General features: G+C 41.5%; 15 protein-coding genes and 2 tRNA genes. 8 read left to right on the top strand and 9 right to left on the bottom strand.

Annotation, left to right across the window (positions count from 1 at the left end; genetic code table 11):
- Positions 1-216 precede the first annotated feature (216 nt).
- Complete coding sequence (locus RMY32_RS22220; RefSeq protein ID WP_322711571.1) at positions 217-1950, bottom strand: endonuclease; 1734 nt, start codon at positions 1948-1950, stop codon at positions 217-219.
- Positions 1951-2454: 504 nt separating this feature from the next.
- Here RMY32_RS22220 and RMY32_RS22215 point away from each other — a divergent pair.
- From RMY32_RS22215 to RMY32_RS22205, 3 genes are all read left to right on the top strand, one after another.
- On the top strand, positions 2455-3414 hold the full coding sequence (locus RMY32_RS22215; protein ID WP_322711570.1) for a ribonuclease Z: 960 nt from the start codon (positions 2455-2457) through the stop codon (positions 3412-3414).
- A 742-nt stretch (positions 3415-4156) separates the two neighbouring features.
- Entirely contained in the window at positions 4157-6349 is a 2193-nt protein-coding gene (locus RMY32_RS22210; RefSeq protein ID WP_322711569.1) for a polysaccharide biosynthesis tyrosine autokinase, read from the top strand.
- A gap of 329 nt (positions 6350-6678) precedes the next feature.
- The gene (locus RMY32_RS22205; RefSeq protein ID WP_322711568.1) at positions 6679-7824 is read left to right on the top strand and encodes a SpoIID/LytB domain-containing protein; all 1146 of its coding nucleotides are present in this window, start codon (positions 6679-6681) and stop codon (positions 7822-7824) included.
- A 168-nt stretch (positions 7825-7992) separates the two neighbouring features.
- Here RMY32_RS22205 and RMY32_RS22200 read toward each other — a convergent pair whose 3' ends face one another.
- A complete protein-coding gene (locus RMY32_RS22200) occupies positions 7993-9291 on the bottom strand; it encodes a hypothetical protein (RefSeq protein ID WP_322711567.1) in 1299 nt (432 codons plus the stop codon).
- 216 nt (positions 9292-9507) lie between these two features.
- Between RMY32_RS22200 and RMY32_RS22195 the strand changes: the two genes are divergently transcribed.
- Positions 9508-9987, top strand: coding sequence for a hypothetical protein (locus RMY32_RS22195; RefSeq protein WP_322711566.1), 480 nt, complete (start codon positions 9508-9510; stop codon positions 9985-9987).
- Between the two features lie 89 nt (positions 9988-10076).
- On the opposite strand, the gene RMY32_RS22190 is transcribed toward RMY32_RS22195, so the two are convergent.
- From RMY32_RS22190 to RMY32_RS22165, 6 genes are all read right to left on the bottom strand, one after another.
- Positions 10077-10148, bottom strand: a tRNA-Gln gene (locus RMY32_RS22190).
- Positions 10149-10401: 253 nt separating this feature from the next.
- Complete coding sequence (locus tag RMY32_RS22185) at positions 10402-11199, bottom strand: WecB/TagA/CpsF family glycosyltransferase (RefSeq protein ID WP_322711565.1); 798 nt, start codon at positions 11197-11199, stop codon at positions 10402-10404.
- A 487-nt stretch (positions 11200-11686) separates the two neighbouring features.
- Positions 11687-11938 carry a hypothetical protein gene (locus tag RMY32_RS22180; protein WP_322711564.1) on the bottom strand — a complete coding sequence of 84 codons (252 nt, stop codon included), beginning with the start codon at positions 11936-11938 and terminating at the stop codon, positions 11687-11689.
- Between the two features lie 33 nt (positions 11939-11971).
- Positions 11972-12055, bottom strand: a tRNA-Leu gene (locus RMY32_RS22175).
- 105 nt (positions 12056-12160) lie between these two features.
- Positions 12161-13285, bottom strand: a complete 1125-nt coding sequence (locus RMY32_RS22170; RefSeq protein WP_322711576.1) for an alpha-hydroxy acid oxidase — start codon at positions 13283-13285, stop codon at positions 12161-12163.
- 558 nt (positions 13286-13843) lie between these two features.
- Complete coding sequence (locus RMY32_RS22165; RefSeq protein ID WP_322697692.1) at positions 13844-14077, bottom strand: hypothetical protein; 234 nt, start codon at positions 14075-14077, stop codon at positions 13844-13846.
- 160 nt (positions 14078-14237) lie between these two features.
- Here RMY32_RS22165 and RMY32_RS22160 point away from each other — a divergent pair, with 160 nt between their 5' ends.
- A complete protein-coding gene (locus RMY32_RS22160; protein ID WP_322711563.1) occupies positions 14238-16382 on the top strand; it encodes a flavin-dependent dehydrogenase in 2145 nt (714 codons plus the stop codon).
- 139 nt (positions 16383-16521) lie between these two features.
- Here RMY32_RS22160 and RMY32_RS22155 read toward each other — a convergent pair whose 3' ends face one another.
- Complete coding sequence (locus RMY32_RS22155; RefSeq protein ID WP_322711562.1) at positions 16522-18045, bottom strand: hypothetical protein; 1524 nt, start codon at positions 18043-18045, stop codon at positions 16522-16524.
- Between the two features lie 1019 nt (positions 18046-19064).
- Between RMY32_RS22155 and RMY32_RS22150 the strand changes: the two genes are divergently transcribed.
- From RMY32_RS22150 to RMY32_RS22140, 3 genes are all read left to right on the top strand, one after another.
- On the top strand, positions 19065-20519 hold the full coding sequence (locus RMY32_RS22150) for an aminotransferase class V-fold PLP-dependent enzyme (protein ID WP_322711561.1): 1455 nt from the start codon (positions 19065-19067) through the stop codon (positions 20517-20519).
- A gap of 139 nt (positions 20520-20658) precedes the next feature.
- A complete protein-coding gene (locus RMY32_RS22145) occupies positions 20659-21954 on the top strand; it encodes a sulfite oxidase (RefSeq protein WP_322711560.1) in 1296 nt (431 codons plus the stop codon).
- 81 nt (positions 21955-22035) lie between these two features.
- Positions 22036-22827, top strand: coding sequence for a sulfite exporter TauE/SafE family protein (locus RMY32_RS22140; protein WP_322711559.1), 792 nt, complete (start codon positions 22036-22038; stop codon positions 22825-22827).
- Positions 22828-22844 lie beyond the last annotated feature (17 nt).

The raw sequence follows: 22844 nt of genomic DNA, 5'->3' as shown, positions 1-22844 counted from the left end.
ATGAACTAGAAGCTTTGTTACTACTTCGTTGTCAAGAACTAATGAAACAACATGATTTAATCTCTGGTTTAACTTGCTACTACTGGTGGCCAAAAACAAGGGCAGCTTAATTATAAGTGTTCATCCGAACTTGATATAATATCTCAAAAACGCAGGTCTAAAACTCTTCCCACCAGGATAGAGTTAAGACTTACGTATTTTTTAGTTGCAGTAGGTTCATTGTGGCAGGGTAGAATCTAACACGAAGGGATTCTCATTACCTTGGGGTGTTTTAGCGATCGCATGACTGCGTGCTACCTCACCAGGATCAATTGGATCGTCTGCTTGCCATTTACAGAGAGTATTCTTTTGTGCTTCAAAGAAGCTTGCATTTGCCAATTCTGGGTAGACTGTGCGGAAATAGAAAATTATCCGAGCAATATCTCCTTTCTTCGCCTCCCGTGGTTCAAAGAATCCCCGTTTGAATTCACTGTATTTGTCAATATCCTGCGGACTTGGTTGGAAACTTAGTTCATCATCATCGAGATACCAAGATGTAGTTTGATTATCAGGAATATCTCCAAATGGAAAGTTGGCGCGATCGCTGTTAATTTCGATCCGTGAAGCAAAGAGGTTATGCAAATCGCTTTTTGCTGGGCCCTCAGCTCCCATACTCTGCGGCCAGACGTGTTCAGCATTGATTCTGTGTCGTGCTGCTTCCTCTCTGGGTTTATCTGAATTTGGGTCGAGCGGAACACTGTAACCAGCGTAGATGTCCGTTACTGTACCGCCTTGGTTATCTATTTTGGTGTAGAGCAAATCACGGGCACTACCATATCCGAGGCTAGCACGAGGGGAGTAAAGGCTGTCTAGTTTTTCCAGTAAATCGTCTCCTGTAACACCAGAAAGAATTGTGCCTGGTGTAACTGGTGGTTCAGGACTGCTAACTGGGACTGATGGAATGGGAGTAGTTTCACCAATCGCTGGTAGAGTAAATCGAGCAATCACAGGGTCATGATCGCTGACTACTCCAGAAATCCCTGCGTTAACGTGAACAGCATTGATCTCAGGATTTCCATTGTTAAACAAATTTGGGGTAATCAGGATTTGGTCAATTTGTTCCTTATTCCCTTGAAAGACATAAGAGAAGCGGTCATCTTGAGGAATTTTGTTTACCAAATTTTTCAGCTGATTTCCTTCAAGGATTTTAATCGGCTGGGAGTCTGGAGTATCGTTTAGATCGCCAAGGACGACAATATTTGCATTTGGGTCAGTAGTTAAGCGATTTTCGACAAATTTGTTAACAATTGTTGCCTGCTGTATCCGTTTTGGGTTGGAAGCTGCTCCTCCACTTTTAGACGCAAAGTGATTGTTGATCAGGGTGATGGGAATATCGTTGAAAGTAAATTCACCCACTAAAGGTTTGCGACTTTTTAAAAAAGCTGGATCGTCCGCAAAGCGTTCAAGCTTTTGTAGCTTAACTCGTTGAGGATTGAACAAAAAGCCTACCCGAATATTGCCACCTGGTTGGCCTCCATCAAGTCCGTTCTGAGGAGGAATTTCCCGATATTCATAGGCTGGGCCTCCTACAGATTGGATAGAACTGATGAGAGTGTCAGCAGTTAGAGTAGCATCAACTACAGAACTTAACTCAGCTCCATCATTGTCTTGTACTTCTTGCAAAGCAATAATGTCTGGTGCTTCAAGATTACTAACAATCTGGTTTGCCAAAGCTGCAAACTTACCGTTTCTCACATCATCATCGACGTTTTTGGGAGACCTATCATCAACCTTAGAGATGTTTTCCTTTTTAGGATCGAGGTTTTCGACGTTAAAGGTGGTAATAGTTAATTGCGTAGGGCTTCCTACTAAAGATGTAACTTGTACACCATGAGCAATTCCTGAAGGAAGCCAGAATACAAGAAAAACGATAAAGCACAGTGTATGCAATACTTTTCGGAAAGAACTCATGAACATTCTCCTTAATTGCAAATAGAGACTTAACTCAGTTGGAGCGCCATTCTGAAGATATGAGAAGCAAATAAATTGAAGTTTTTCTAAAGCCATTTGACTAAGAAAAACAAGCAAAACAATCTATCTGTTTCAGTCAAAAATCAAGTATTGAGTGCAAGCTTATGTTTGTATTAAGAGATGTACTTCGATTCCCAAGAAGAAGTCATAACACAATCAATAATACAGCAGTCATTTGGTATTTATCAACTTATTATCTAGTCACTTGCGGATACTAAATTGCGAGAATAACTAGTAACAAATGCCTTATGCTCCTCAAGAGTGCTGAGTGGAGAACCTTACTTTTTGACTCAGGACTGAGAACGGGCTAAATGCTTCGCTAACAGAACTCGGAACTGTTTTGCCTCATGCCCAATGTTCAAATTCCTAAATATTTTGCTCAATAACCGTGCCACTATAGAAAATAGAGCTGCAAATTGAGCAATAGGAAGACTAAAGAACACTGTGCAGATAACATTCTTAGGGACGAGTTCCGGTGTACCCACGCGATCGCGCAATGTTTCCAGTGTCGCTCTGAGATTACCCCAAAGAGCAGAACTGTGGTTATTCGACTGTGGCGAAGGTACTCAGCATCAAATTATGCGGAGTGAACTGAAAATCAGTCAACTCTCCCGAATTTTTATCACCCACATGCACGGCGACCACATCTTTGGCTTGATGGGACTTCTTGCTACTTGCGGCTTGGCTGGCAATGTGGAACGAATTGATATTTATGGCCCACCTGGATTAAATGATTACATTCAATCCGCCTCACGTTATTCCTACACGCATTTTTCTTACCCAATCCAAGTTCACGCCATCCGTCCAGGGATAATTTATGAAGACGATGACTTCACCGTTAGCTGCGGTAATTTGCATCATCGAATTACAGCTTTCGGCTACCGCGTAGCTGAAAAAGACCGAGCCGGACGTTTTGATGTGGAAAAAGCTAAGGCGTTGCAAATTCCTCCTGGTCGGGTTTACGGTCAACTCAAGCGCGGTGAAACAGTTACCCTTGCGGACGGACGGGTGATTGATGGCACCCAGTTGTGCGGCCCTACAGAAATTGGTCGAAAGATTGCCTATTGTACAGACACAATTTATTGTGATGGTGCAGTGGAATTAGCTCGTGATGTCGATGTATTAATTCACGAAGCAACTTTTGCCCATCAAGATGCAGATATGGCTTTCCAGCGGTTACATTCCACAACCACAATGGCAGCGCAAACAGCTTTAGCTGCTGGGGCGCATCGACTGATTATGAGCCATTTCAGTCCTCGCTATGCTCCCGGAAATACTTTAGAGTTGAAGGATCTCCTCAAGGAAGCTCGTGCTATTTTTCCCCGTACTGATATGGCTTACGATTTTATGATTCATGAAGTACCCAGACGACGGGAAATAGAGTTAACCAAAGTAGGCGTTTAAATTTTGGACTTTTCTGCAAAACGCTGGGCGTAGCTTGCTTCCCTGGAAGGGTACGGCTACGCTCAGTTGAACAATTTTAGATTTGAGATTTTCTATTGAACACTTCTAATCTAAAATCTAAAATTAACCAGGTTCTATCTTAGATTTTAATAATCTCAATCATAAAATCAAGCAAATAAACAGTAGCTTCGTTTTCCAAGTAAGTCAATTATTTAACCAAGAATTTACTGTTAACTAGATGTATCAAGAATATACAAATAGTATGGTTTAAATATTTTTATCAATGTATTTTTTTATTACAAGTTATCAAAATCACTTGAATATATCTAGGAATATTGTGGGTTGGATAGTTTTATACTCAAATACTTAGGAAAAATAATTAATTTTTCGTCAAGATTTTGATTCCTTAAATAAAATATTTATGAAAAATTTATCCTTATAACACTGATTTAAAATTTATATGCCTGAATTGATGAACATGAAAGCGCCAGTTGGCATAATGTTGTGCCAAATTAGCTTGTCATTGTTGGAAGAAAAATTAAGTATGCGATCGCAGCTATTATACCATTTTGAAAAATGATTGCGACACATGAATTCACACCAAGCCAGACGCACCAAGGCAATTTCCAATCCCAAATCTAAAATCCCAAATCTAAAATGGTATTAGGTGTAAAAAAATCATTTCATATTTCTCATAAATCTTCCAATAAATATAGTGTTTCGATATTAGAGGAGTTTAATAGTGGCTAAGACTAGTCTGAATCAAGAGCAACAGGTTACTACTTCAACACAAGGCGCAGTTGACATCAGACAACTATCTACTATTTTGCTTCGCCGACGCTTTCTGATCTTTGGGGTTTCCTGTGTAGTTATGTCAGTTGCTAGCCTCTTGGCTATCAATACCAAACCTACTTACCAGAGCAATATGCAGATATTGGTGAATTCCAATTTATCTGAAGGATCGCAGGCAAATACTCAGGTTACTAATTCAAATTCTCAAGTTGTTGATTCCACTACTCAGATGAAACTGATGCTGAGTTCTAAGTTGCTTCAGAAAGCTGTAGATTTACTCCATTCTGATTATCCTGAGCTTACTTTACAAGATATCAATGGTCAAAAACAACATAACAAAAAAGCACCTTTAGAAGTAACTCCAGAAGCGGGAGGTATAGGAGCAAATAAAGTTTTTAATCAAACATTTAAAATTTCTTTTAATGATGACGATCCAGTAAAAGCACAAAGAGTACTTCAAGCGCTACAGAAAGTCTATCAAAACTATAACAAACAGCAGCAAAAAGAACGTCTGAATCAGGGATTAGCTTTTGTAAACACTCGCCTACCTGAGATCAAAAAAGAGGTAAGTAAAGCTGAGAAAAACTTAGAACAGTTTCGCAAAAAACATAAATTAGTCGATCCCGAAATCCAAAGTAAAATTCTGCTAGAATCTCTAGCCGATATTCAACAACAATTACAAACCACTCGTGCCAACCTTCAAGATGTAAACGCTCGCTACGATAATCTAGAGCAACTAATAGCATCTTCGTCCCAGCAGAATACACTACTTTCTTCTCGTTTAAATCAGTCAAGCCGCTATCAAGCATTATTAAGTGAGATTCAAAAAACTGAACTAGCATTGGCTAAGGAGCGGCTCCGTTATACAGATGATTATCCATCGGTACAAAAATTAAAACAGCAACGCCAAAGTCAACTTTCCCTCTTACGAGAAGAGGTGAAAACTATTACTAATACTAGCAAGGAAAAGCCTTTATTCAAAGGGCAAATGTCCGGGGTAGATCCAACACTAGTAGATGAGTTTGTTTTGGTACAGACAAGTGTTTTAGGACTAACTGCTAATGAAAAGAATTTAGTCGAATCAGAACAGCAACTACGCTCTGAGCTAAACAAATACCCAAGCTTAATAGCAGAATATAATCGTCTGCTGCCAAAAGTAGAAACTAGTCGTAAAAACCTTGAACAACTAATCCAGGCGCAACAGTCATTAGGACTGAAAATTGCTCAGGAAGGATATAACTGGCAAGTTTTGGCAGAACCTTCTCCCGGTATTTATATGGGCAACAACAGATTATTACTTTTGGTTGGAGGAGCAGTAATTGGGCCGATTTTAGGTATCTTAGCCGCTCTGATTTTGGAAAAGTTTAATGACGCTATTTATTGTGCCGAAGATTTAAAGAAACTGACGAACCTACGTATATTAGGATCGGTGCCAAAACTACCGTCACGTGGTGTCAAAAAACGGCGGCTTGGCCTGCCTTGGAATCTCCGAAGAAGCTCAGATTCTTCTGTAATAGAAGCCAGTAATAAATTGCCCGTCCATGAAACTTTGGACATGATCTATCAAAATATTCAAATATTAAAATATCCCTTACCATTCAAGTCGCTGATGTTTACTTCAGCACTACCAGGGGAAGGAAAGACAACCTTAGTATTAGGACTTGTAGCTAGCGCTGCTCGGATGCATAGACGGGTATTGCTAATTGACGCTAATCTACATAATCCTAGCTTGCATAAAATCCTGGAACTATCAAATGATTGGGGACTCTCTCTGTTATTAGTTGATGAGACAACTACTCATTTTCAAGATTACATCCAGCCGATTCACCCCTCTATTGATATTTTGACTGCTGGGCCAGAACCAGAAGACACAGTGAAGTTGCTCAGTTCTCAACGGATGAAAGAACTAATAGAGCTATTTGAGCAAAGTTATGACCTAGTACTAATTGATGCTCCATCTATTTTAGGCACGGTTGATGCCAGGATTGTGGCATCTTTTTGCAGTGGTATTGTAATGGTAGAGCGGATGGGGAAAGTGACTCGAACTGAACTGACTCAAGCAACAGAAATTTTAAGTAAGTTGAATTTAATTGGAATTATCGCTAATGAAGCGAGCAATTCTCAAAAGGTATTGGCATCGTAAATCGAAAAATAAAAGTTTCTCTTCCACAGAAGTCAGGTTTAGACGATTCACTTTCTCCAATTTCTGATTTCTACCTGATTAGGACTTACGCAAAAACTCTCTCAAACTCTTATTACTTCATGTACTTTGCGTCTTTGCGGTATCCTTCAAGAAGCCACTTCGTGTCTACGTTTTTTCATAATTTTGCGTAAGTTCTACTTATATTTAAAGCAAAATGCATAATTAGTAGGAGGTGGCAACCTCCCGCGTTGGAGAACTGTCTCATCTTAAAGTAGTAGACGCCATAATCCAGAGCGTCAATTAGATACTAGTGTGATTAGACGATCGGTATGAAATTCCAACTTTACTTAGGCTCTTTATTTTCTCAGATTAAAGTACGTTATTGGTGGGTAAGTATCTTTTTGTGGATAGCTTTGGTTGCCCCAGCCCAAGCGTCTGTAATTTTACGCGTGGCAATTGAGAGGGGCGTTAATCAGGTAAAAGTGGGCAGTTCCACCACTGGGATTGTTAAGGATAGTACTGGCCGGACTCTTGGACAGTTGCCAGCAATGAGCGCATATTATGCCCAAGCCGTTCCTGGCGGAGTTGCTTTAGATAAGTGGCAGTCTGGTTTATTTTGGATTGAGCCAACTGGTAAAGGATTTGTTTATATTGGCGATCGCTGGTATCGAGGCAGAACTCTGGTTGTCCCCACAGAAAAAGGCTTAACGGCTGTTAACTGGGTTGACGATCAAGAATATCTCTACAGCGTTCTTGGTGGGGAAATGGATGCTAGCTGGCCCCAAGAAGCACTAAAAGCCCAAGCGATCGCAGCCCGCACTTACGCCCTCTACGAACGAGAAAGACAACGCAATAATCCCGTTTACGATTTAGGCAATACCCCCGATCGCTGGCAAATTTACAAAGGTGTCATCAGTGAATCTCCTGCTACTTACGCCGCAGTGGATTCTACTCTAGGGCAGGTACTAACTTACAAAAACCGGATTATTCTCTCAGTCTTCCACGCTTGTTCTGGAGGACACACTGAAAACGTAGAAGATGTTTGGGGAAGCAGCGAACCTTATCTACGTGCTGTTCAAGACTACGATCAAAATATCCGCGAGTGTAATTGGGTAAAAACTTTCTCGCCCAGTGAAATTAGCGCTAAATTTCCGGAAGTGGGCAGCGTGATGGCGATGATTCCAGAAACATACTCACCTTTTCGCAGTGTTAAAGTTTTAAAAATTGTCGGTAACAAGGGTACGAAGGTGCTACAGGGTGAAGAAGTGCGAACAGCTCTCAAGTTAAAAAGTACCAAATTTAGTGTCACCAAGGGGAGCGATGGTAGTTTTGTACTGCAAGGCCTTGGCTATGGTCATGCTTTAGGCATGAGTCAGTGGGGGGCGTACAATCTGGCTCGGCAAGGAGTGAACCATCTGCAAATTTTGGGACATTATTATCAAGGTGTAGCTCTAACACCAATTCAGGCGAAGTAATCAGGGATTGGGGATTGGGCATTGGGCATTGGGCATTGGGGATTGGGCATTGGGCATTGGGCATTGGGGATTGGGCATTGGGCATTGGGCATTGGGTAATAATCAATAGTTCTTCTGCCCCTGCTTTCCCAGCCCCTCTGCTCCCCTGCTCCCCTGCCCCTCTGCTCCCTATTCCCCACTCCCTCTTTCCAAGCGTTTCTGCCATTCTGCATCAATTTTTGCAGAACGTTCAACTTCTTGGTCGAGTAAGTCAGTTTCGCTAGAATACACTAAATCTTCGTTGCCAATGACTTTTTCTGTTGCAAATTGTTGAGCATAGTTGATTTTTTGTTGCAAAAGTGGATCGGGACTTGCCAATACCCTTGCTCTGGAAAGGCGATCGCGGTTGCGATCGCCTATTTTGCGATTACGCCACCCAATCCAGAAATAACGCAATAACGGTATACCTAAAAAACCTACTCCGTAAGCCAATAGCAGCCAATAAATTCCTTGTACAAAAGCTACCAGTCCACCTAACTGGACGGCAACAGTTCCATCTCTCAATAAACTTCCCAGTACTAAAGCACCAACAAAATTTAGTATCCCTAACCCAGCACTCAGCATAATTTGCCCGGAACTTGCGGCGCTAAAACGCCAAGGAAATTCCTCTAAACGATCTGATATTGCATGACGGCGCTTTTTAACTGCACTCACCTGCAACTCTGGGAAATAATAAACAATTTGCCCTTCTGGACTTACCCCTGGTTGCCCATTAAACCGCGTTAGAACGGGCAGCATATAATCTTCGTACTCTCTTGTGTATCCTTCGCCAATGTCATCCAAATATGGGGCAATTTGTTCTGCTACCACTGCACCACGGTTACTCCGAATCACCGTAGCAATTTCTTGCCAGCGACGTTCTTCTAAGTTGGCGTTTGGATTACCATCGCCAAATAAAAACGAAAACACAGCTTCAAAGAAATTTAGATTGCTTTCTTGTTGCCTTTCACGTCGCGGTTCCTGGTAGTGGGTGTCATAATTTGGGCTAAGATACCAAAATAAATTTGGAAAATAGAAGAAGCCCCCACCGCCGGAATTACTGCCCCGATTGTCGCCGTCACGGTCTGAATTGGCAGCAGTAACGATCATAAAGATGGTAATAGTTATCAGAGCGATGGAAACAGTTAAGAAAATTCCAAAAGAAATGCGAATCAGGTAAAACAGAACACTCCAGACTTTTTTCCACCATTCCTGCAATCGCAGCCGAAAGTATTTATTACGCAAAATTGCTCGAAAATTTTGTGGAAAAAGGAAAACTATATCACCTGAATCCGCTACCTGCAAATGCCCGCCAGCATCAGATGCCAGAGCTAACAAGCTTTGATTAGCTTCAGCGACGTTCAATCCTGCCTGAGTTGCCACATCACCTACAGTGACACGGTAGCCCAGTTGTTCCACAGCCTGCATGATGGTGGGACTGGGAGCCATTGCTCTCCCCTCCTATTGAAAATTATTCCTTTTCTTAAGTATAAAGTTTTATTTTGAGCGACTTAGCTGGGATAGAGGTAACAATTCAAAATTCAAAGTGTTGACCTTCGGTCTTCAACTCTTTAATTGACTAGACAATCTACAAACGATCGGACACGCAAAATGATATAATTACTTGCTTCAGCTTGGTTAAATCAGCAAATTTTCTGCTTAAATATGGTTCAATACACTCTCGCTCAAAGCCCAGAAATTATCCTTACTGTTTCTGGAAAAGATTCAGCCAAAGCCCGTGATAAAGCAATGGATCAGCTAATGGAACTGATGGATGCAGGTAAGCTACCCACGGAACTGGAAGAAGGATTTGGCCCTCAACAATTAATTGAGGTAAAAGAGTCAACTATTGATACTGCTAATGGTGAAGATACGATTACACAAGCTGTTCAGATTTTAAGTAACCTGGCCACGCTCAAACTGAAAGTTCAGGAGTCACGATCTGAAGCGTTGGAAATTCGTAAAGCTGTTGATATTCTATTTACCGATGACTCGGTGACAGAAGAGGAAATGACTCGACTCAAAGAAGGTTTTAAAGTTCTCAAAAACTTTGCCCAAGCTAATGTGCGTTACCAAGAAGCACGAGCTAAAGCAGAACTAGCTAGGCAAACCCTAGATCAAGCTCTCAAATCCCCTGATAAGTAACATTTACAGAATTAGATGCATTGAGATACATCTTAAAAATTCAATTAAATACTCTAAAAGACAGGCTACTATGCCTGTCTTTAGATTAACTGGGGCGCTAGGATTCGAACCCAGGGATGGCGAGACCAAAACCCGCTGCCTTACCACTTGGCGACGCCCCAACAATTTCACTACGCTTAATATAACACTTCGTCCTGGGTTAATGTCAAGTACTTTAATAGTTGATTTCAGATAATGGGTTTTTACAGCCGGATAGTGATTGGTGGGAATCCATGTATTTGAATTGTTTCATCACTTTCAGGTGAATCCTTGAATCTTCGTGCTTCAAGCAGAAGATTTTTTCCTGAGCATCTAAAGTCTGGTTCTTTTGATGATGAACGGCTTTGAGTCTCGTCTTAACCTATTTCTTTTTCTTTAATCTCCAGTCTCGTGAAGAAAGACGCCTGCAATCCGACTTGATGATAGTAGTTGCTTAGTAGCCAACCATATAAAGAGTGGAATAGTCTTAGCATAGCGGCCGCAAAGTCGGCGTGGTTCTTGAATCCATCGATACAGCCATTCAAGTCCTAAGTCTCGAACCATGCGGGGTGCGCGCTTATGAATTCCGGCATAAACTGGGAAAACTCCACCCAGTCCAATCATTACAGCTTGTATTTTGCCTTTATGTTGAGCTATCCAATTTTCTTGTTTGGGACATCCCAAAGACACTAAGACAGCGCTAGCACCACTAGAGTTAATCTTTTTAACCAAGGCTTCGTCTTCAATTTCAGTTAGGGGACGAAAGGGTAGAGGTTCCATTGCTGCAATCTTTATCTGCGGAAATTCCTTCTCTAACCTGTTTTGCATCCTAGACAGAATTTCTGTTTGGGAACCTACAAAAAAAATGCTCAGATTTTGTGTTTGAGTTAGCTCACACAATGCGAGAAAAATATCCATCCCTGCTACACGGTCTTGGTAAAGCGCTCCCATTTTTCGCATCATCCAAACCAGAGGCATACCATCAGGAGTAACTATATCTGCATTTCGTAATACGGTGGCAAACTCTGGATTCCAATGGGCTTCAATGAGCATGTGTACATTGGCTACATATACAGTTTTACTCTCATGCCTACTCGCCCACTTCACTATTGTTTGTATCTGCTCGTCAAACCGTAAAGCAGTAATAGGAAAATCAAGCACTTTTTTAGTAGGTAGAAGCACTCTCGCCACCATCAATAACTCCTGTATCCAAGAAAACAATTCATAGATTACCTAGACCAATCCCAACGATTTAATATTTGGATTGGATAACTCCTGACTTTTTGTAGGCTTGTGTGATTGTTGGAAGTTAACACGTGGAGGTGCAATTGCGTTTTTAGTATACTTTTGGCTTAATCGGTAATACTATAATTATTTACTGTTGTGTCCTAGCTTACTGTTTTATGTTAGGGATTTTAGACACTGCTTGACAAAATTCATACTTCCTTCATAATTAATTTTTAATTAGTTCATCCAAACATTACAATTGCGATAAATTCCTAGAGAAAAGCTGGATGTTAAAGTAGTATATACTACTTGATAACTTAAGTATAAATGTAAAATGCTAACCACTTAATCTGCGGGTTTTATACGTCAATATGCGCTTAAAAAGTTGAATTAATTTAGTATATTTTAATGAGTATAATTTTTTATTATAATTTACAAATTTATTACAGATTTTTTAATGTAGTGTCTGTATTGAAAAATCTCTAAATTTTCTTTTTTTCTGAAATAAAAGCCCAAAAAATAAGGGAAAGATAAATTTATCTTTCCCTGGTCTATCGTTTTTGTTATTGTCTGGCTTGTTACTTTCTTTAAGTCTTTGGCGTAACATTTGCCTTTGTTTTTTTAGTTGACGCTTTCTAGCAGAACCGCCTCTACCTTTATCATTTCTGCCTTCTTTGCGGGGAGATTCCCATCTTTTCAGGCGCATAAGTTTTTAACCTCTTTATCACTTACTTGGTAGTGGGCAGGAGGAGAATCGAACTCCTATGACCGTAAGGCCGCCACATTTTGAGTGTGGTGCGTCTACCAATTCCGCCACCCGCCCTTGTATCTAACCTTAACTAGTATACTCTAATTAAGAGATTTTGTAACAAGTCTGAAAATTATTTCTCAAAGTTTTGCTGGAATCACATTTCTAACAGTTCTCCGACTAAAAGCCTGGCAGGGTCAATAAACTAGGGTCAATATCCTGCATTTTGGCGCAGCCGCTAAGTGCCATTGCTACATTTAACTCATCTTGTAGGAGTGAGATGACATGAGATACACCGATTTGCCCTGCTATCGCTAGTCCCCACAATATAGGTCGTCCGATTAGTACTGCTTTTGCTCCTAATGCTAGAGCTTTGAGAATGTCTGTGCCTCTACGAATGCCGCCATCCAACACGACTTCTACCTTACCATCCACTACGGCTACTATTTCAGCGAGGGCATCTAAAGAAGCGATCGCACCATCAAGTTGTCTGCCACCATGATTGGAAACAACAATTGCTTTGGCTCCATATTCTACAGCCCGCACGGCATCATCTGAGCGTAAAACTCCTTTAACAATTAAAGGTAATGGAGATAAAGACTGCAACCATTCCAAATCGTCCCAAGTAACTGCTGGGTTTAACTGTTGGGCAAAATAGGTAAATAACCCAGATTCGCCTTTTTCATGGGAAATGTCTAGTCCTGAAATACTAGCAAGATTAGCCAGATGTAAATCATGAGGTAAGGCAAATTCATTACGTCTATCTCTCTCGCGCTGTCCGAGAACGGGTGCATCCACAGTGAGACAAAGTGCTTTGTAGCCTGCTTTATAGGCTTTTTCTACCAAAGCACGAGTTAATCCCCGATCTTTATGGATGTAAAGCTGGAACCATCGTAGAGAATCTGGAAACTGATTACATGCAGTCGCCACTTCTTCAATGCTTTTTGTTGCCATTGTACTTAACACCATACCCACACCAGCTGATGCAGCAGCTAGGGCCGTGGCAACTTCTCCGTCTGGATGGGCTAGACATTGAAAAGCCATCGGTGCAATTAACAAAGGTAGTTGCAGGGGTTGTCCTAAAATGGAGGTATTTAGATTACGATCGCTCACATCGACTAATATCCGAGGTCGCAGCTTGACTCGCTCAAAGGCAGCACGATTATCTCGTAATGTGATTTCGTCCCAAGCACCACTGCTATAGTAATCAAGTGTCGTTTGAGATAGATATTCTTTTGCTAGCTTTTCGTACTCAAAAAGATTGATGGGTTGAAAGCGATCGTTAGTAGATAAATCGGTAGACATAATTAAATCTATAGCAAGGGACTGGGGACTGAGGACTGGGTGAAAAGTCTTTTTGTGTCTAAGTTTTATCATCTGTTGATGTCCTAATCACCAAGGCTTATGCTATGAGATAAAACTTTTGTTCGCAGTGAGCGATTTATCGCTCTGCATAAGATTTTAAATGGCTAGAGCCGCTGACTACGATTATTCTTTGTCAAGGCTTGCAAATGTATTTATTTTTACTTAGTTAGCGATCGCTCAACAGAATTATCTGCCGAGGCGTTGTTCAAACAGCATGAAGATTTCTCTCAAAAAAAAAGACCTCTGGCGCAAAGCAGAGGTCTTTCTGTTTCAGAACATTGTAAAATTCATAAGCAGCGTAAAACGCTGATATGGTTAATTTAGTGGCTTTTATGCCATGACCACAAAAAGAGCAACCCAATTGCCAATCCCATACTGACCATTATTATTACTCCTATACCGAAAATGCGTAGGCGCAGCCCCTTGCAGGCATCGCCAACATTTAGTAGAGACCCAGAAATCTAATGCTGCGACCAAAACTTCATCTTATGCAAGGTTTTAGGAGAACTTTTCCCAACATTGGGCAACTAATTGGCTTAACCAGCGACGTTGTTCCCGATCCAGCAGCGGATCGTCTGCTAACAACTGAGCGGTTAATTCTTCCAAAGATTGACCCTGAGCGCGGACAATTTTAATTACTCCAGCGATCGCACTGGCAACTAGTTCTTCATCAATTGGCTGTTGTCGCAGAGCAATAATTTCTTGGGGACTGTCTGGAATGGGATAATTCATGGCGTGGGTTTACAGAAATAAAAAATGAACAATAACTTTGACAAACTCTTAAAATTTCTTCACTGAATCTTTACGAAACTAATAGGGCGGAGTGTACCTTACTTTATGTTTTAAGAAAATCTGTCTTAGTGAGTAGATTGATGGGAGATGTCAGGAAAAAATGAAAGAAATACTTTATTTAGAAGTTCCAACTCCAGAAACAGAAACTGTGCGTAGTTGGTTACAAACAGATTTTGAACCTGGAAATGGAGAAAAAGTGCTTACTTCGGAAGGCTTTCGCCTTAGAATAGCTAGTGCTACTACAGATACTGGAGTGGCTCCTTCCGAAAACTTGCCTACAGAACTTTCAGTATTTGTCTGGTCGGTGCAACGAACTACCTATTTGAAAGTGTTTCGCTGGTCAGAACAACCCTTTGCCAATGAAAGACAAATTCTGCAACGCTTGAGCAAGGAAATCAGAAGCCGTTTTCCGCATCATTACCCAGAACCGCCAGCAATTGATTTGTCCCAGCAATCAATATTTGCCGCACTAGGTTCTACTTACCCGCTTACCGTCAAGTATTTTCAGAAAATGCCCAACGGTGAATATGACCTGACTCGTGCCTATTGGTGGGAAAAACGATGGCGCGAAGGGGTGCAAAATCCGCAGCAGCCGCGTCAAGTGGTGTTTTCCAGTCAAGGGGACTGGGGACTGGGGACTGGGGACTGGGGAAAAGGTAATCCCAATACCCAATCCCTAATCCCTAATCCCCAGTACGACATCATCTACATTGGCGGCGCATTAGGCGTAATCCATGCAGCACTGATGGCAAAACTCGGATATAAAGTCTTGCTGGTAGAACGAATGCCCTTTGGGCGGATGAACCGAGAATGGAATATTTCCCGCGACGAGATTCAAAGCTTGGTTAACTTGGGTTTACTCACCCCCGCTGAGTTAGAAACCATCATTGCCAGGGAATACAAAGACGGATTCAATAAGTTTTTTGATGCTAATAATCCAGCCAAACTGCGATCGCCCATCCTCCACACACCCACAGTCCTAAATTTAGGCTTGGATTCCGAAAAATGGCTCCAAATGTGTGGGCAAAAACTGCAAGCGGCAGGCGGTGAAATTTGGGATGAAACAGAATTTATCCGTGCAGATATTGATATATCACAGGTAGTTTTGCAAGTCAAGCACTTGCCCAGTCAGATTGAGAAGCAAGTAAGTGGACGACTGCTAATAGATGCAATGGGAACTGCGTCCCCCATCGCTTGGCAATTAAACGGTGGTCGTGCCTTTGATAGTGTCTGTCCGACAGTGGGAGCGGCAATTGAGAGCGGATTTGAGCCGGGAGTATGGGATTCCCAATATGGGGACGTTCTTAACAGTCATGGGGATATTTCGCGGGGAAGGCAGTTGATTTGGGAATTGTTTCCCGCAGCAGATGAGGAACTGACGATTTATTTATTTCATTACCACGAAGTCAATGCTGAAAATCCCGGTTCTTTGCTAGAGATGTACGAAGACTTTTTCACGATTTTGCCAGAGTATCGCAGGTGCGATATGGACAAATTGGTGTGGAAAAAGCCGACATTTGGATATATACCAGGGCATTTTAGTGTGGGAAGTAGCGATCGCACAGTTGCCTTCGATCGATTAATTGCGATTGGCGATGCGGCATCACTTCAATCTCCCCTTGTATTCACCGGTTTTGGTTCCCTAGTTCGCAACTTAGAGCGCTTAACAACGCTGTTGGATACTGCTCTCAAACATGACTTGTTGAGTTTCCGCCATTTGAACCAAATTCGTGCCTATCAAAGCAACGTTTCCGTGACTTGGCTATTTTCCAAAGGGATGATGGTTCCCACAGGGAAATTTTTACCACCGCAGCGGATTAACTCTATGCTCAATACCTTCTTTGGGCTGTTAGCAGACGAACCGCCAGAGGTGGCAGATAACTTTATCAAAGATCGCTGTGATTGGTTAACCTTTAACCGTTTAGCACTGAAAGCCGCTAAGAAAAATCCTGCCTTGCTTTTATGGATTTGGGAACTTGCTGGCCCTAGAGATTTAGGGCGATGGCTTGGTAGTTATTTCAACTTCGGTCGTCATGCTCTGATTAATGCTTTACTAAGTCCGTGGTTCTCGCACTTCTTAAACCGGGTAGGTTCTTGGCTAGAACCACGGAATCCGGCATTGTGGCTGTGGTTATTGGCGATTAATTATGCGATCGCCACAGGCAAACCGCGATCGCCCAGCCAGGTGGCAAAATCCAATCCAGAGGCGATAATTCCGAAGTCAGAAGCAAGAATTCTGAATTAGTCATTAGTCATTAGTCATTAGTCATTAGTCATTGGTCACTTGTACTGAGCATAGTCGTTGGCGCAGCCTCTCCAAGACTTGTATTGGTCATTAGTATTAGAAAAATGACTAAGGACAAATGACTAATGACAACTAATTCCTAACTCTTAGGACGAAAATTCGGCAGTTCTACAGATGCCAACGACTTACGCCCTTTGGGTGGACGCTGGGGATAAACTACTGGTGAAGGTGAATTGTCATCATTGGTGTTATCACCTAATGACTCTGAGGACAAATCACTTGCTGACAATTGGGAAACTTCTGACCAGTAGTCTTCAGTTTCTCCAACAGACGTTTCGGTGTGAGATGGATTAGAGGAAAGCAGTAAGTTATTGGCTGGTGAAAGCACAGAATCCGTCGTCCAAGAAGTAGAGGTAGTTGCAGAAGGATTAATTTCTGCTTCCATCTGTACCTCCTGTGGATTTTTTAGTTCCTCATCGTCTTCTAAGATTGTTACTGAAGTCTCCCAAATAGGCACATCACTAACATCCGTTTTCGCAGCAGGTGGTGATGTAGATGCAGGCTGGGAGGTGAAAAACATTTGGATTAAACTATCTAATTGCCGATCTAAATTTGATGAACCTGAAGGTGAAACCGCTTCAGTTGTATCTGAAGAATCATCAACTTTTGGAGATGGCGCGGGTTGTGTTGGTGTTGGCGTGTCTTTCTTAACTGTCCAGTTCCAAGGAGATGATGGCGGTGTTACAGGAGCTTCATTTCTTTGGAATGGGATTGGTGCTGAAGGTTCACCCCAAGAATTATCTAGGTCGTTACTTAATGATTCTTCTTCTGCTGACCAAGGTTGAATTGGCTGGGCGTTAGGAAACAAAGACCGAGCTTTTCTAGAAAATCTTCCTTGGCTACTAGTTATGTCTTTAGGATGTTTTGCAGCATCTTCTAAGGAGTCATAGTTAGGAACCGATGTATCTAGACACTTTTCCAAAGCTGCTTTGAATTGCAGCGTCTGGCGTTGTTGTCGCATCAGTCTAGTACGTAACTCCCGACAAACATTTTCTGATTGCAATAACTGCTGAGATTGTTCGTTGTTATTAGTGTGTAGCAACGTACATTCTCGCTCTAACTGGGCTAGGCGCTGTTGGCTAATTTCTAGCTGTGCTTTATAAGTATCAGTAAAAATTTCCTGACGTTGAACAGTTTGTACAGCAGTTTCTAATTGTTGAAATAAAGATTTTATCTGTTCTTGAGCCGCAGCTAGTTCCTGAGTGTGTTGGTTGAGCATCGACTCACTAACGCTGGAGCGCGTTTTCTGCCACTGCAAAACCTTTTCTGACTCAGCTAGGTTGTCTTTTAGCTGCTCCACTTGTTCATACAATTTATTGTTAGCCGCACGTAATTCTTCGTTCAATGCCAGCAGTTTCTGAAATTCCGAGTCAATAAGTGCTTGTTTGCCGCTTTCAGGCTCTGCAACCCAGTCCTGCTGGGTGGTATCTTGTAAAAATTGTCTATCTTCAGCTGGCATGAGGAGTGGCAGTTTTTTAACTGTCATATTGTCATTAGGCACAACTGAGTAAAAGGGACAATTCGCCTGCTCTGATTGTGGCGAATTAGCAGAATTTAGGGATTCCATCACAGCCCCCTTGTTTGAGGTGTCAGCTTCATTCATCACTCTTGACTCACCTGCTTAAAAATATTCAGCAGTGCTGGCATTAGCATTGCTTATCAACTGTGTCTAATCAGGGTTTGCTCTAGAAGCTAAGTTTAACTCTCTCCAAGCACCAGCAATTAATCATCAATTGGTGTTCCCCATTTTGTATCTAGACTGATGCCGTTATAACATTATGATCCTCTGCCCCGTCAAGAAGAGGTGGAAGGGGAACTCTGGCCGCCTTTGAAGATAGGCCAGAGAGGAGAAACCCGATACATTAAAAATTAAACTGTATTGGCTGGCTGATGAAGTTTTTTACATAAAAAACTGCCCTTTAATATACTTTATTCTTTAATATCGCATCTGTCTTAAGATATAAATTATGATTTTCTCCTGAAATACATTTTGTAATTCCTGATTGAGTACTTAGATTTAGATATAGATGTCCGTACAAGTATCTACTCTTCAATGATAATTCTCTCATCCGAAGCGATCGCTATTTAATGTCAGCAAACAACTAAGAGCTTTCGCTATAACTGCAATCTTAAGAGATCCCGTTCAATACGAGTAAATACTTATAAAGTCTTAATAAAGGCGTAACAATTTGTTTAAGTAAAATATAAAACTTTTTTAAAGAGTAATCTCAACTTAGTGAGGGCTTTTTTTCTCGATAAATACTTTGCCAGTAAAGAATTGCAGGTTTTATTAGTTATAAGCTTTTCGCTCGACTTATCTTCAATACGTCAAGTTTGTTTAATGACTAGAAGAAAATCGTTTAAAGTATACTTTACTACTTAATAATATTATATACACTGTATATCAATTTACAATAAAAATATTTAAGTTGGGCATTAATACGGATACTATTTTTAATGATTTTATTAAAGAATAATTGTAATAACCGCGGTTTCTACTAGAAATAAAGTAATTATAAAGACTATAGTTACTGAAAATTTATCTGGTTGTAGCGCGAAATAAAGTGTTGCAGCAGTTAGGCTTTTTCAAAAAAATCAAAATTTAAAATCGGGGTGCTAAAGATGACTGATATACTTGCAATAAGCGCAAATATCAAGCAAGAGACTGCTAAATTACCGCTGTTTGTAGAAAATTGTGAGAGCTTTTGGGACAAAGAAATCAGACCGTTATTTACAGATGAGTCTCTATCTTTCAAGGTGAAAACTCTTAACGGAAACTATGTCAAGTACGTGAACTTGGATAATGGAGCTACAACCACACCCTTTGCAACCCTCAAGCAGTACGTGGACGAAATGCTTGACACCTATGGCAGCGTACATCGAGGTTCTGGACAAAAATCCGTCATTACTACACGAGAATATGACGCCAGTCGAAACATCATTCGGGATTTTGTCGGGTCATCTTCAGACAACTATGTAATCTTTGCGAAGAATACAACAGAAGCAATTAATGGAGCCGCCACACTTTGGGCAAAAAAACCTGGGAAAATCTTAGTTTCTGATATAGAGCATTCATCTAACCTACTGCCTTGGGTTACTAGAGACAAAGTTGTGCAATACAGAACGCAGCCAGATGGAAGTGTAAATGTCACAGAAATTGAAGATATTTTCAAGGCACACCAAAATCTCCCCCAAGCCGAGCAAATTAAGTTAGTAACTATTACAGGTGCTTCGACAATTACAGGTTATAGACCCCCAATTTATGAAATTGCAGCTTTAGCACATCGGTATGGTGCGAAGATATTCGCTGACGTGTGTCAGTTAATTCAGCATGAACGAGTCGATATGCGTGCTGATGACGATCCATATCATTTAGATTTTGTGGCTTTCTCTGGACACAAGATGTACGCTCCTTATGGAACCGGGGTTTTGCTAGGGCCAAAGGAATTTTTTGATAGCTCCTACCCTTATCAAATTGGGGGTGGAAACCTACCTTATATCACCAGAAACTTAGAGATTAAGCGTTTTTATACAGAACGGGCCCATGACCCCGGAACACCAAACGCAATGGGTGCGATCGCTATTGCCAAGGCGATTGAAATTATCGAAGCAGTAGGACGCGATCGCATTGCTCAGTATGAACACTCTCTAGTTGAATTTACATATACACGGCTTGGGCTGATTCCTGGTGTCAAAATACATATTCCCGGAGATAATTTAGCCCATGTTATTCCCTTTGATATTGATGGAATTGACGGACGCTTAGTAGCAGAAATTTTGGCACAAGAATACGGTATTGGCGTTCGGGCTGGGGCTTTCTGCACTTATGAATACATTCGCAAACTCAAGAATATTTCAGACGAGCAAGACTGTGAGATTGCTCAAGAAGTAGATAGAGGAATTACACGGAACATTCCTAGTATTATCCGAGCCAGCTTTGCTGTATATAATACATTAGAAGATTGCGATCGCTTTATAAATGCGATCGCTCAAATAGCTAAAAACGGATTGTCTCACTATTTGCCCAACTACACACAAGATCAGATCACTGGTGTTTGGACAGCGATAAACAGCTAGTTTTTTCAGGGCATTGGGCATGGGGCATTGGGCATTGGTTTTTCTCCTTGTCTCCCTTATCTCTTTCATCTCCCTTTGCCCCTTCATTCTCTGTGCCTTAATTACGAATTACGAATTACAAATTATAAGGGGGTATAGCTTGAGCGATGAAAACCTCTTTGACCAGGAGGAGTATTTACAGGCAAGGGTTGAACAGTGCATCTGGCAAAAAAGTACAGATGCGGGTATTTCGCGCCAGCGCTTTCTGAAAATACTGGCTACTATGGTTGGCGCTACAGCCATCGGGGGATTAGCTGAACCTGCGCTTGCTCACAGTCAGGCAGCTATTAAAACTAAAGGCAGCAAAATACTTAAGCCATTGCCACCAGGGTATATCTCTCATAGCAAAGGCACATTAGAGATGAACTGGGAAACGATGTATGGGCGTGGTTATTTAGTACCAAATGATTGGTTCTATGTTCACAACCGGAGCGCACCTCCCCCTTTTGATCCGTCTACATGGCGTTTGCAAATTCATGGAACTGGCGTTTCTGCCCCTAGTGAGTTTACTTACGATGAAATCATCGCCATGCCATCCATCTCAGTCACTTGTGCCATTGAGTGTGCTGCTAACGGTCGGCGCTTCTTTGAAGAAGCTTACAATACACCACTCCCTGGAACGCCGTGGAGACTTGGGGCTATTGGTGTGGCTGAGTGGACTGGTGTACCACTTGCTATGTTATTAGAACGAGCTGGACTGAAATCCACAGCAAAAGATGTACTCGTTGAGGGTGCAGATGTAGATTCGCTAGATTCAAAGGAGACAAATAAATCCAAGTTCAGCAGTGTAGTTCCAATTAGCAAAGCATTAGCAGATAACTCGCTCGTTGTCTACGCAATGAACGGAGAACCGTTACCTCCAGATCATGGTCAGCCGTGCCGTGTCTTATTCCCTGGTTGGGGAGGAAACGCCAACGTTAAATGGATTGAGCGAATTGAAGTTTCCCAAACACCGATATATACGCAGTGGGTAACAAAGCAAATGGTGCTAGTTGGTGCAGATTACCCAGCGATCGCACCATATAAAGGTAAGCTGATTACGTACCAAAATGTTAAGAGCGCTTTCGAGTTGGCTTGGCCAGCTACGCTTTCTGCTAAAACCCACTTACTGCGTGGACGTTCTTGGTCTGGGAAAGGAAAAATTGTGCGTGTGGAAGTCAGCCTGGATGGCGGCAAAACTTGGCAATTTGCACGACTGAGAGAACCAAATTTTCCATTTGCATGGGTACGCTGGGACATTGAATGGAACCCACTTCCTGGGGAATATTTTCTCCAGGCTCGTGCTACTGACAATTTAGGTAATACACAACCGAGTACAGTTCCGTGGAATGACGGTGGGTTGCTCTATGGGGGCGTTGTTAGTCATCCGGTGACAGTACAGGGAGTTAGTCATTAGTCATTTGTCATTTGTCATTTGTCGATGCCCAATGCCCAATGCCCACTCAGCACTATCAGTTATCTAGAAAAAGAATTATTTATGAATGATTTTAGTTGGTTGATTTTAGTGAGTGGGGGTTTAATATCTGGAGTCATAGCTGGACTTTTAGGAATAGGTGGCGGTATTATCACAATTCCTCTTTTAGTCACACTAGGTTATTCTCCCGTTCAGGCGATCGCTACTAGTAGCCTTGCTATTGTGATTACTTCAATTTCTGGAAGTTTGCAAAATTGGTGGATAGGCTACTTTGACTTGAAACGAGTAATTTATTTAGGAATTCCAGCTTTTCTAACTACTGGAATAGGCGTATATTTCGCCAATAAAATTCCATCTTATATAATACTATTTACATTTGGCATCATACTACTTACTAACATCTATCTGATTGAGCTTCGCAAGCAACTATCTTTCCAGGAAAAAGGGGATACAGCCCCAGCATTCAACCCACTAGTTTCTAAAATTGGCACTGGGGGAGCAGCAGGAATTTTAGCAGGTTTATTTGGCTTAGGTGGCGGTACGATTATGGTTCCGCTGCAAATGCTGCTACTAGGAGAGGAAATTAAAGTAGCAATTCAGACTAGTTTAGGTGTGATTGTCATCACTGCTTTAGCTGCCTGTACGGGACATACATTAGAAGGAAATATTCTCTTTACTCAAGGTATAGTTTTGGGATGTGGTGGTCTTTTAGGCGTTCAAATGAGTACTCGCACATTGCCAAAACTACCAGATTATACTGTCAGCTTAGTGCTTCGTATCTTCTTAGGAATACTATCAATTTATATTTTTTGGCAAGCTTGGATAAATTATCAACAAATAATTATTAATTCGTAATTCATAATATTATATTT

This window comes from Nostoc sp. ChiSLP03a, assembly GCF_034531215.2.
Classification (GTDB): Bacteria; Cyanobacteriota; Cyanobacteriia; order Cyanobacteriales; family Nostocaceae; genus Nostoc.
This window is presented reverse-complemented; position numbering and strand designations above follow the sequence as displayed.